This window comes from Nonomuraea ceibae, assembly GCF_019396325.1.
GTDB classification, from domain to species: Bacteria; Actinomycetota; Actinomycetes; order Streptosporangiales; family Streptosporangiaceae; genus Nonomuraea; species Nonomuraea ceibae.
This window is the reverse complement of record NZ_JAHKRO010000034.1, coordinates 67,740-78,960: the sequence shown is the minus strand read 5'-3', so window position 1 is coordinate 78,960 and position 11,221 is coordinate 67,740. Positions and strand designations below refer to the sequence as shown.

14 protein-coding genes are annotated in these 11,221 nt (G+C 67.3%); 10 read left to right on the top strand and 4 right to left on the bottom strand.

The annotated features are described in order from the left end of the window. Positions 1–112: 112 nt before the first annotated feature. The 3 genes from KME80_RS22175 to KME80_RS22165 all read right to left on the bottom strand — a co-directional run bounded on the left by KME80_RS22175 (position 113) and on the right by KME80_RS22165 (position 2,046). Entirely contained in the window at positions 113–271 is a 159-nt protein-coding gene (locus KME80_RS22175; RefSeq protein WP_219507951.1) for a hypothetical protein, read from the bottom strand. A 911-nt stretch (positions 272–1,182) separates the two neighbouring features. Beyond that, the gene (locus KME80_RS22170; RefSeq protein WP_219507950.1) at positions 1,183–1,398 is read right to left on the bottom strand and encodes a hypothetical protein; all 216 of its coding nucleotides are present in this window, start codon (positions 1,396–1,398) and stop codon (positions 1,183–1,185) included. Positions 1,399–1,482: 84 nt separating this feature from the next. After that, on the bottom strand, positions 1,483–2,046 hold the full coding sequence (locus KME80_RS22165) for a hypothetical protein (protein ID WP_219507948.1): 564 nt from the start codon (positions 2,044–2,046) through the stop codon (positions 1,483–1,485). 634 nt (positions 2,047–2,680) lie between these two features. Between KME80_RS22165 and KME80_RS22160 the strand changes: the two genes are divergently transcribed. The 7 genes from KME80_RS22160 to KME80_RS22130 all read left to right on the top strand — a co-directional run bounded on the left by KME80_RS22160 (position 2,681) and on the right by KME80_RS22130 (position 6,745). Then, on the top strand, positions 2,681–3,082 hold the full coding sequence (locus KME80_RS22160; protein ID WP_219507946.1) for a hypothetical protein: 402 nt from the start codon (positions 2,681–2,683) through the stop codon (positions 3,080–3,082). A 306-nt stretch (positions 3,083–3,388) separates the two neighbouring features. Further along, positions 3,389–3,643, top strand: a complete 255-nt coding sequence (locus tag KME80_RS52800) for a MoaD/ThiS family protein (RefSeq protein WP_219507944.1) — start codon at positions 3,389–3,391, stop codon at positions 3,641–3,643. After that, complete coding sequence (locus KME80_RS22150; protein ID WP_504739722.1) at positions 3,640–4,572, top strand: formylglycine-generating enzyme family protein; 933 nt, start codon at positions 3,640–3,642, stop codon at positions 4,570–4,572. The genes KME80_RS52800 and KME80_RS22150 overlap by 4 nt, the downstream gene beginning before the upstream one ends. Before the next feature lie 6 nt (positions 4,573–4,578). Then, a complete protein-coding gene (locus tag KME80_RS53245; protein ID WP_219507941.1) occupies positions 4,579–5,130 on the top strand; it encodes an NAD-dependent epimerase/dehydratase family protein in 552 nt (183 codons plus the stop codon). Further along, positions 5,130–5,507: a GDP-mannose 4,6-dehydratase gene (locus tag KME80_RS53240; protein WP_372455376.1), complete on the top strand. Its 378-nt coding sequence runs from the start codon at positions 5,130–5,132 to the stop codon at positions 5,505–5,507. The genes KME80_RS53245 and KME80_RS53240 overlap by 1 nt, the downstream gene beginning before the upstream one ends. Before the next feature lie 237 nt (positions 5,508–5,744). Further along, entirely contained in the window at positions 5,745–6,140 is a 396-nt protein-coding gene (locus KME80_RS22135) for a hypothetical protein (protein WP_219507936.1), read from the top strand. A gap of 83 nt (positions 6,141–6,223) precedes the next feature. Beyond that, on the top strand, positions 6,224–6,745 hold the full coding sequence (locus KME80_RS22130) for a hypothetical protein (protein ID WP_219507934.1): 522 nt from the start codon (positions 6,224–6,226) through the stop codon (positions 6,743–6,745). Positions 6,746–7,313: 568 nt separating this feature from the next. Here KME80_RS22130 and KME80_RS22125 read toward each other — a convergent pair. After that, positions 7,314–8,330, bottom strand: coding sequence for a hypothetical protein (locus KME80_RS22125; RefSeq protein ID WP_219507933.1), 1,017 nt, complete (start codon positions 8,328–8,330; stop codon positions 7,314–7,316). Between the two features lie 161 nt (positions 8,331–8,491). On the opposite strand from KME80_RS22125, the gene KME80_RS22120 reads away from it, so the two are divergent. The 3 genes from KME80_RS22120 (at position 8,492) to KME80_RS22110 (ending at position 10,742) form a co-directional block, all read left to right on the top strand. Further along, positions 8,492–9,640, top strand: coding sequence for a radical SAM protein (locus tag KME80_RS22120; RefSeq protein WP_219507931.1), 1,149 nt, complete (start codon positions 8,492–8,494; stop codon positions 9,638–9,640). Further along, positions 9,588–10,211, top strand: a complete 624-nt coding sequence (locus tag KME80_RS22115; protein ID WP_219507929.1) for a dTMP kinase — start codon at positions 9,588–9,590, stop codon at positions 10,209–10,211. The genes KME80_RS22120 and KME80_RS22115 overlap by 53 nt, the downstream gene beginning before the upstream one ends. Before the next feature lie 84 nt (positions 10,212–10,295). Then, positions 10,296–10,742: an NUDIX hydrolase gene (locus KME80_RS22110; RefSeq protein ID WP_219507927.1), complete on the top strand. Its 447-nt coding sequence runs from the start codon at positions 10,296–10,298 to the stop codon at positions 10,740–10,742. Positions 10,743–11,221 lie beyond the last annotated feature (479 nt).

The following is an 11,221-nucleotide window of genomic DNA, read 5'->3' as shown; positions in this document are numbered from 1 at the left end:
GCGTCAACACTCGCACGAAGAGGATCATGCGCCAGATGCACGGCCGGGCCGGATTCGACCTTCTGCGCCACCGCATCCTGCTTCAGTGATGATCACTTAATGCCACCACCGATTACGGGCCAGAGCCGTTGTCCTTACACTCCCGCGCCGCGTCGTGATCCTCGGACATGGCGTAGCCGAGCAGCCGGCGGGAGAACAGATCTTCGACGGTGGCCAGATAGAGCTTGCCCTTGCCAGTGACGGTCTCGGTGACGTTGCCGCACCACAGCACGTCCGGTGCGACCGCGGTGAACGAGCGCCGAACGAGGTCGGGGCGGCGGGCCGTTTGCCGTGCCGGGTCAGCGAACGGCGTTTCTTGGCCGCCCGGCCGGCTAACCCGAGCTCGGCCATGCGTCCGGCGACGGTGTTCTGCGATACCCGCCGTCCCGCCTCGTGCAGGTCACGAGTGATGCACCGGTGACAAGGCAAGACCGAAGGCCGCCGCGGAAATCGCCTGTGATGTTCTCCACCCAGGAGACCAGGGCTTCGAGTGAGCTGTCCGAGGCGCGGCGCAGAGCATGGGGGAGGCCGACGTTATCGAGTGGGGTCAGCACGGAGCTGGGGCTTGGATCCGTTCCCATCCTACCCACCTCACCTTCGAAGATATGTTCGAGCTGGAGGATAGCTCACCCGGAGATCAGAGAGCCACAACGACGCCCACCTGCGGCGCGTCGATCTCGGCTGCTCTCCGAACCCCGACCTGCACGATCAGAGGATCCGGCGGAACAGCTCCCCTGCATCGCCTACGCCCGTGGCAACCGTGTGCCAGCATTGATGCTCACGCCATTGATGATTTACACGTGCGGCAGCGCGCCGTCGGCCCGCGCTCAGTTCTGTCGGTGGGCAGCAGTGTGATCAGCTGCGCCGCCAGCTCAACGTCCGGATACGGTGCCGGTCAGCAAGCCTCGAGCACGGCCCGCTGCCGCAAGGCTCCCTCGCGGCCTTCCACCAGCTCCGGGTTCTCCGAAGCGAGGAACAACTCTTGATGATCTGCCACGGACCGGCTACGAGAGTGACCGAGGGTGTCCGGCAACAGCGCCTCATCGCGGTCGCCGTTGTAGCGAGCGGGCCAGCAGGCGCAACGGCGACGGTGAGGAGCGCGAGCCGGGCTGCTACCGGATTAGGTGTTCGCCTGGGTGATGCTCACGCGCTCGCGGCCGCGCGCCACCGGTCCAAGATCGCCGTATCGTCGGTGTCGCCATGCCAGGCGTCCACTTCGGGAACAGCGTGAGGCAGCCACTCGTCGTAGTCCGGCGCCCCAGGCTCGATGTCACGTGTCAGATGGACACGGGTTCCGTCCTCCAACACCACGGGGGCAGGGACGCGAAGGACTCCGTGGGCCAGCATGATCGCGGTCATGAGCTGAGTCCCTTCCATCTCACGAGTCCCCTTCTCACCCCCAGCTTAGCGCGGAGCGGGCCCGGATGGAGGAGATGTCGCTCTTCAGCCGATTCCATACCGTCCCGCCATCCAGATGTAGGCCTGCTGAGCCGGCCGCTCATCATTGCCGTACAACTGGATCAGGCGGCGGGCTCGGCGGATGAGGACGCAGGCGAACGTCTCAGCGAACAACTCGGCGACGTCCTGCCGATAGGGTGGCGCCAGCCGGAGGGCGTTCTGCGCATGGATGCCGGCCCAGAACGCGCTGCGCGACGGCAGCCCCTCCAGGTGATCGGTCGCGTGTCCCAGTTCATGGCCGGCGACGCTGACCGACGGCGACGGAACGCTGCCGACGCCGATCATGCGCCGGGCCGGATCATAGACGCCCGCACTTCGCTCCCACGAGCCCTGCTGCAGGGGTAGCTGAATGCCGCGCATCGCCTCGAAACCCAGCAAGTCAGGGACAGCTCCCGGACCCACGACGATCCCGCCCTCAAGGTGAGCGGCCAGGCGTGTTCCCAGCGCCCGGGGCACGGCCGACAGCGTCATGATGGTGAGCAGCACCTCCGCGGGCGGAAACGTACCCGCGTCCCAAGCCCGGTGCAGCCGCTCCTCGAGCGCGCCCACGTGCAACCAGCCCGGCCGTCCCCTGCTCTGGCTGGCCAACCCCGTCCCCTCGCGCTCGTCCCGCTCCCCCGACGGCCAGCCGGGCGGCCCGCTCGCGATGGCCGGCAGCAGTAGTGCCGCCCGTGCCGGTGATCGCGAACTCTAGCGGGCTGCGAACCACTCCGCATCCGCCAGTGCAGAGACTGCCCACGCAGTTGGCTTTGCAGGCGAACTCGGAGGCATCGCAAGACGACAGCTGCTCTCCGGACTGCACCGATCAGCGCTGCAACGAGGGCCGCCGTTCCGGCCGTAATCGCGCCTGTCCGCCAACCCGCGCGTCACCATGGTGTTGAACCGGATCCCGGGCGGCCGCTTTGCTGGGACGACGACGATGCCGCCTGGCTGCACAGCACGCTGAGGCTCATTTCACGAGAGGCGCAGACGCTGGCGTCCGGACGGGGAGACCGCTCTCACCTAGCTTGCCGACATCCTGGTCACAGGCGATCGGATCCTGGCTCGACGCCGCGCCGGAAGCGCGGTGGCCGTGCTCTTGCCGTTGCCCCACATCGAGCCAGGGGCGCCACCACCGTGCGGTGTTGGGCGCTATCGCCAGCGTCCCGCACTGCTGGACGCCCATGGCTATCAGCATGTGGATGTGGTGCTCGGCGACGGCGAGCTCGGCTGCTCCAACTATGCGCCCTTCGATTCCACCGTGGTGACCGTCGAAGCCCGTAGGCGGTGGCGAGCCGGGACGACACCAGGGTTCACGAACTGCCGTCCCTCCTGCGCGACGCCGCCGTATGGCACAGCCGCACCCACCTCGAGCGCAGTAGGCGTGCGCAGCTCGCCGGCCGGCGCATTCGACCACCCCGGCTGCACGCTGGACTCCGACAACACCATCAGCTCTGGCCCGCCGCCGGCGGACGTGGCCGAGGTGCTCGACGCTGCCCACGAAGGGGTCCATCCGCTCGTGCGGCGCAGGCGCCGAATCTCAGCCTTCTGCATACTGGCCAGCCACTCCCCCGTGTCCGAGCTGTCGTCGAAGCTGGCCATGTAGTACGCCTGCCGACGCAGGAGGGCGCTTCGCGGCTCGTCGTCCTCAGCGCTCTCAGCAGTGATCTTCAGGTGCTCGAAGGGTGAGCCCTCTCCCCCGGCTCCAACGCGGGCGATGCGGGCGCAGGCCCCCGACGCCGCGACTCACCGGCCCGGCGCCGCCTGGACATCACCTACGCGGGCAAGGTGCTCGGCTGGGAGCCGCAGGTGCCGCTCGTCGACGGGATCGCCCGCACCGTGGAGTGGTACCGCAGCCCGGCCGCGTCCGGGCGGTGAGAGCGGCGATGCCGACGCTGATCATCCCGGCGGCGTGGCGTTCCGTCGCCGGGATCGCGCAGGACGCTCCCCTCCCCACTGCCAGGCCACCACGGTCCAGGCAGCCGTGGGCTGGCTCACCGAGGCATATCTGATGTTCCGCCAGCGGATCTTCAACGAGCGCGGACAGGTGGCGAGCTGGGTGAACATCTACGCCGGCGACACCAACATCCGGCAGGCGCAGGGGCTGGACACGCCCGTGACGGACGCGACGGAGATCGTCGTGCTGCCCGCGGTGGCGGGAGGGTGAAGGCGGTAGATCAGATGGTGCTCATACCGGGCGGGCCTGCCCTGATCGGCGCCCCCGAGCACCATCTGAGCGAGCTGACCGCCGAGCAGCCGTATCCACGGTCGTGGTTCGCCGACGAGGCGCCCCAGCACATCCACACCGTGGAGGCGTTTCTGCTCGACCGATACCCGGTCACCAACACCGAGTTCGCCCGGTTCGCGTATGAGACCGGCTACCAGACGGTGGCCGAGCGGCGCGGCTACGGGCTGATCTACGACTCGTACTGGGCCGAGGCGCGAGGGGCGTGCTGGCTGCGGCCGGGCGGGCCCGGCACGAGCATCGCCGGGCAGGAGGGGAACCCGGTGGTGTACGTCGCGCTGGCCGACGCACAGGCGTACGCGGCGTGGGCGGGCAAGCGGCTGCCCACGGAGCAGGAGTGGGAGTACGCCGCCCACGGCCGGTTCTGGCAGCCGTGGCCCTGGGGGCAGGAATGGGTGTTCGGCAAGGGCACCACTGCGGATGAGTGGGCGGGCCGGATGATTGAGTCGGCGCAGCAGTGGGCGGCCTGGTGGCAGCAGCACCGCGCCACGGTGGGGCTGCTGCCGGCCACCACTCCGGTTGGCACGTGGTCGCCGTGGGGCGACTCCCCGTTCGGGATCTCCGACATGGCGGGCAACGTGTCCGAATGGACCGCCTCGCCCTACGAGCTGTACGACCCGGGCCAGGACTACGACCCGCTCTACCAGCGGCTGCACCGCCTGCGCAGCAGGTACGTCACCACGCGCGGCGGCGGCTGGATGCACTGGCGCCACCAGGCACGTACCACCGAGCGGATCGCCTGCGATCCCCTCTACAGCAACTGGAGCCTCGGCTTCCGGTGCGCCGCCGATCTGGGGCGTGCGCCACAGCAGGATTTCCCCACCACCAACCAACTCCGATACGTAGGGTGACCATAAATGCGTGTACTGATCACGGGCGGGGCCGGGTTCATCGGCTCCCATCTGTTCGATGCCTTCACCCGCCGCGGCGACGACGTGACCGTCTTGGACAACCTCTCCTCCGGCAAACTCTCCCGGCTCCCCGACGAGGCGGACCTGCGTCGCGCTGACATCACCGATGCGGCCAGCGTCGCCAGGATCGTCGGCCAGACCCGGCCGGACGTCATCTGCCATCTGGCGGCGCAGATCGACGTCCGCAGGTCGGTCGAGGACCCCGCTCGTGACGCCGTCATCAACATCGGCGGCACCATCAATCTGCTCCACGCCGCCCACCAGGTCGGCGCACGACTGGTGTTTGCCTCCACCGGCGGCGCCCTGTACGGCCGCAACGCCCCGATACCGTCCCCGGAGGAGACCCTTCCCGCGCCGGAAGCGCCGTACGGGACGGCCAAGTACTGCGCCGAGCAGTACCTCGGCCTCTACAACCGGCTCTACGGCACCCGGCACACGGCGTTGCGGCTCGGCAACGTGTACGGGCCCCGACAGGACCGGGCGGGGAAGCGGGCGTGATGGCGATCTTCTGCGGCCGTATCGCCGCCGGCCAGCAACCGATCATCTACGGCGACGGGAAAGCCACCCGCGATTACGTGCACGTCGCCGACGTGGCTGACGCCTTCGTCGCGGCGGCCGACCACGCCCCCCCCGGCATCTGGAACATCGGCACCGGCCAGGAGAACAGTGTCCTGGACCTGCTCGCCCTGGTGGGGGCCGCCGCCTGCCGCCAGGTCGAGCCCCGCTTCGAGGCGGCCCGGCCGGGCGAACTCCAGCGCTCCGCACTCGACAGCACCGCAGCGGAACGGTACCTGGGCTGGCATGCCCACATCCCGCTCGTTGATGGCATCGCCGACGTCTACGCGTGGGTGCAGGCTGACCAGACTGCACCCTGAAGCAGGGTCACAGCCCACCCTCATGCAACGGCTCCCGATCACGACACTGTGGCCGCGGGCGACTCAACGCTCAACCAAGTAGATATCCAAAAATCAACTAGACCAGATAACACGGCACATCTAATTTTGGAGATGGGAATTACCAGTATAATAGCATTCTAAAAAAAGGCACCTTTTCTTTTACTGGATACCTTTGCCAGGCAACGCAAAGGCAGTCACTCAAGAAAGGTGCTCTGTATGCGGAAACACCTGCTCGGCGCAGCAATCGCCATGATCGTGGGGGTGCTTGGATTCCTCGCAATTCCTAGCACCGCCCACGCGATCACGGCCGCTCCCGCGACTGTGACCATAACTACAAATGAGGGCGCGGCCAGCAACTCGGCTAGCCAGACGCTTGCCTACCGATGGTATAAGCTGGCCTTCTATGATCAGGACTTCAGTCGCTGCGATAAGGTAGGCCGCGACATGATCCGAGCCAAGATGGCCGTCGCCTATCAATGCAAGAAGGAGCCCTCTCCGTCCAACCCTCTGTACTACGGCTGGTGGCTACACGCCCGAATGTGGGACGACGACTGCATCGCTCGCCGGGACATCACCACCGACAAGCAGGCCGATGCTACCACTGCGTGCTAGGGACTACCCCTGATAGTTCCCGGCGTCCAGCATGAGCGCCGGGAACTATTCGTTCCGAATCACTACTCCCGCTTTGAGGAACTATGGACGATGACCTGCAACGCGCGCTGGTATTCACCGAGATGGGCAGCATACTGCCGGTAGAGCGCTTAATCACGCGGAGTGAATCTATCGTGATCGCCCTGCCCCTTATTCGGGTATACCGTTTCGCTTGTCTCTTGCAGGTAGAGGTAGTAGTGAATCACAACGCAATGCCTGATGAGCGATGGGACGCTCTGCGATCGTCGCTGTTCCACGCCCCGGCGGTCCCGGAGGGGAGTACCGACGGGATATTGCGCTTCACAGTGAACTACGCCGACGGTGTCGAGATCTCAACGGGACAGGAGTTCGAGGATGGCGAACCCGGACTGTCACTCGCCCCCTCAGGCGCGAGCGGCACTACGGCTGCCACCCTGGTACAGATGAATCTTTGGCTCCAGCCGTTGCCTCCGGCGAAGGAATTCGCCCTCATGACCGAGTGGTCCGCCTCGGGAATCAGACCAGCCACCATCGAGCTGGACGGCGCCGCCATTGCCAAGGCGGCAGCCCGATCACATCGCTACTGAGCCCATGCCAGCCACACGAGGGTAGGTTCGCGCATAAACCACCAGCCTTGCTGGGGTGCATGGCAGCCACAAGCTCCCAGCCGCTTCACCAGCCCGGCCAGCAAGCGGGGCGGCGCGAGGATTCCCGATGACCTTTCATGACGAGATCATCCAGCGCCTCGACAGCAAGGTTCGCGACCGGGCATTTTCAGGCGCGGCCTGGGACATAGGCGACACAAACGGTCTTTCTCATTCTCACGGGCGCGGACGCGGTCAGCCAGCACAAGCTCGGCATGCTGATCGCCCGCCGCGCCGGGTACAACCCGGACACCCTCCCCCACGGCCGCAGCTCCCAGAGGGGCCCGGTCACCGCACTGGACTTCCGACTGGACAGCAGCCGCACCCAAAGCGCCTCGCTACCTGCCTGCGCGGAGCCCATGAATTCCTGCGATCCGAGGGGTGACAACCCAGCCCTCGCCACCGCTCCGGGGGAGCTGCCCGTTTCGAGAACGCCGGCGTTGGTCGCCGGTCGCCCGAGCGTGCCGCTTCTGAATGCGCGGTTCTGCTGGATCGTCGCTTCCAAGCCCGTTCACACCCGGACGCCGATCCTCGCCGCGAAGGAGCGCAGCCCGGGGAGAGATACCCTCCGGTCAGCCTGAAGGAGATCATGTGCCATCCGGTGAACTGGAGGCCGGAAGCGCACCTCAGCAGGCGCCACCCGTTCGGCCGTCAGCAGCGCCCGATAGCAGGCTTCCAACTTGCCCCACTGATGCCAAGCACGGGCGACGTCTATCCAGAAGCGACCTCGACGCTCCGCGGTGGGGATCACCGCCGGGTCGATCGTCTTGGCATGCGCGATGGCGGCGCCGCTGTCACCAAGGACCTGGGCGATGCTGATCTGGTACAGAGTGACGTTGGTCAGCCCGAACGCGTACCTGCCGCTGTCGCCCTCGACCGCTGTCGCGGCTGCCTGGGCGGCAGCGATGAGCTCAGCGGCCTGGTCCCGGTCGCCGTCGACAGCTGCGGTGTAGGCGGCCACCTGCAACAGCGTCCCGTACATCGATAGTTGCTCCGTGGAAGCGGCTCGCGCAGGGGCGATGTTGTCGGCGGCGGTGATCAGCAGCTCACGTGCCCGGTCAGGGCGACCGGTGCGGCGCATGACAGTGGCGAGGCTGCGCTGGGCGTCAGCCAGAGTGATCGCATCTCCGGAGGCGGCAGCGGCTTGGACGGCCCGGTCCGCGGTCGCCCACGCAAGCTGATCGTCATTGAGCTTGACCATGAAGGCGGATGCGACGATGTAGGCGTCGGAGAGCAGCATGTCCGCCGTCTGCCGGTCTTGCCCATCGACGTCGTTCCTGACGGCGTTCGCAGCGGCTATCAGGCGCGGCAGGCGCGGCGCCAGCTCGTCGTAGCGGGCCCCCTGGAACAGGTCGCGTGCCTGGCCAACAGCGGCGCTCAGCTTCGGCAGCGGAACCCGGGAAGCGGCGACGGGCTTGTAGCCGAACAGCGCATCAGCCAGGCCGGCAGTTGGATCGGAGAGCCGCGCGGCGCGGGCCGACTCCGGTAGGCCCAGAGCGCCGGCGGACCGGCTACCAGATGGATGCATCACTGCTCCACATGAGAGTCCCGGCCTCACCGTAACCCGCCTGCGGGCGTGAGGCACGGCTGTTTGCAGAACATGCAAACCGCTGCCGTGACGTGCAACAACGTCTAGAAACGTCGGCCGGATCGGGGCCTGCTGGACCTAACCGGACTCCAGGAGTGCCCATGGCATCGACCACGACCACGCCCGGCCTCAACCTCACCGCGGGGGCAGGCGGCGACTTCGCCCGCCGCGGCGGGCAGCTGCGCGTTTCCCTCACCCCCCGCTGCCAGCTCGGCTGCTGGTTCTGCCACAACGAGAGCGAGATCCCGCCACGCATCACCCACCATGACCGTGCGATGCAGCCTCGCCGCAGGGCTTTCGACGCTAGCGACTTCCTGACCGCGATCAACGCCATGACCGCCGCCGGGATCCAGCGCGTCTTCTTCACCGGCGGCGAGCCGTTGCTGTCCCCGCTGGCCCGCCCGATCCTGCAGGTTCTGCCTGAGCATCAGATGAGCGACTACACCACCACGCTGATCACAAACGGGCTCACCCTCACCAGGGACCTCGACTGGCTTGCCACCACCGCGCTGGACCGGATCAAGGTCTCCTTGCACTACTTCTCCGACGCCTCCATCGCCGCCATCGCCGAGGGCAAGCCCGGCGACATCGCGAAAATCAAGAACGGCATCGAGGCTACGATCGACGTCATCCCCGTCGTGGAGTTGAATCTGCTCTTGCAGGAGCAGAACGCTCACGAGGTGATGGACATCATCGCCTACACCCGCGAGCTCGGCACCGGCCTGCAGATCATCGAGCTCGTCGACACGGACCACAACGGAAACCTGGGCGGCTCCAAGGTGCCCTCCAGCGGCATCAGCGCCTACCTACGCTCCATCGCCGCCGGCGAAGAAGTTGTACCTCCGGCACGGGGCAGGGACGCCGGGTCTTCACCGTGCCCGGCCGGCGCGGCGACATGGCCATCGAGGTCATCGACGCGTCACTCGGCCGCCACTACGTCGGCCAGTGCGCCACCTGCCCCAAGCGGTCGCAGTGCATCGAAGGGTTCTGGGCGCTGCGCCTGGACTCTGCCGGCGCGCTCAGCCCGTGCCTGCTCCGCCCCGATCTGCGCCTCAACGTCACCCCCTACACCGGCGACCCCGCCGCGCCGCCGGCGGCCGTCTCCGCCCACCTGGACGCTTTCACCGAAGGGACGCTCTCATGACCATCACCGCAACCCGCGGCAAGCCGCTGCCCGCCGCCTACCAGCCTCACAACATGCCTCGCTCGGGCATCTTCGTGGTCCTGGAGGGGATCAGCGGATCAGGTAAATCCACCCTCGCCGCGCACCTCGCCGAACGCCTCGGCTGCCGCTCGTTCCACACCGTCCCCGCGCCGGTGTCGGACCTGCAGCCGTACATCCACGCGCACGCCCGCACGCTGCCCCAGCTGGCCTTCTACCTGGCTGGGGCGCTGCACGCCGCCGACCTGGCCCGTGAGGCGCTGCAGCACGGCCACGCGATCGCCGACCGCTACATCAACTCCGTCGTCGCCAACCACGCCGCGATACACGGCCTCGACAACGCCACCGTCATCGACACCATCGCCCCCTTCGCCGACTACCTGGCTCCACCGGACCTGACCGTCTACCTGCACACCGACCTGCGCACGCTGACCGAACGGATGCTCGGCAAGCGGGACCAGACCGCCGCCGACCGCGACCTGATCGCTGACCGGGCTCTGCTGCGACGACTTCAGGACCGCTACGACCAGGTCGCCGCCCACGACCCCACGGCATACCACCTGCATACGGACGGGCGCAGCCCGGAGCAGCTCGCCGACCACCTCGCCGCCATGGTTCACGCGATGGCCAGCGTCCAGATGCCCCTCGCTCGCAGCTGACGAGACCCGAACCGGGCCGTGCTCCCCGCGCAGCCGCGATTAGCGTGACACTCAACCGCATCGCCCAGTCTGGGGAGCACGGCCATGACCGCAGCCGAACCCTTCCGCCCCCACGTGGGCGTGCACCTGCTCCTCATCCAGGACGGCCGGGTGCTCCTCCTGCTGCGGGCCAACACCGGGTTCGCCGACGGATCCTGGTCGGTGCCCGGCGGATGTCTCGACGCCGGCGAAACACTGCCTGAGGGGGCGGCACGCGAGGCCCGCGAGGAACTCGGCATCGTCATCGATCCGGCCGATCTGGCGTTCGCGGGCGTATGCCACCACGCCGACTCTGACGGTCAGGCCCGCATCGGCGTCTTCTTCTCCGCTACCCGCTGGACGGGAGAACCGGTCAACGCGGAGCCGAGCAAATGCGACAAGGTCGACTGGTTCCGGATGGATGACCTTCCCGACGACGTCGTCGGCTACATCCGGACCGGGCTCGACGCCTACCGCCGCCGCGATTCATTCAGTCTTGACGGCTGGCCATAGAGCTCGGTCGCCCCAGTGGGCGACCTGCTAACGGCTCAGCATTACACATGAGCGAACAGCGTTCCGTATCGTGATCCCTGCGACCAGTTCGCCAGAGTCAGGGATCTGATGCTCCGTTTCACCGCTATCGTGGCCAGCCCTCAACGGTCGGCTCCTGCACCTGACCATGCGCTGATCCCCGAACGCGGTCAGCAGGTGCGCCAGGACTGCGGTGCGATGATCGTGTCCTGCCCCGCCCTCCGCCCCGCTTGGCCCTTGCGTGTCTGATGGAGGGCGAGCCGAGCGGCGATCGGCCGCTAGGTTCGCGTCGTCGTGGTGGAGCAGGGTGAACTGAGGGCAGCCTCGTCAAGATAGAACAGACCGCCGCCAACCGGTGCGAGGGTGACACTTGTCTGACTGCGGTCAGAAAGTCGGCCTTTAGCGTCGTTCATGGTCTGGAAGTCCACCAGGCTCTCCTCCCCGTAGATGCCGCAGGCGCG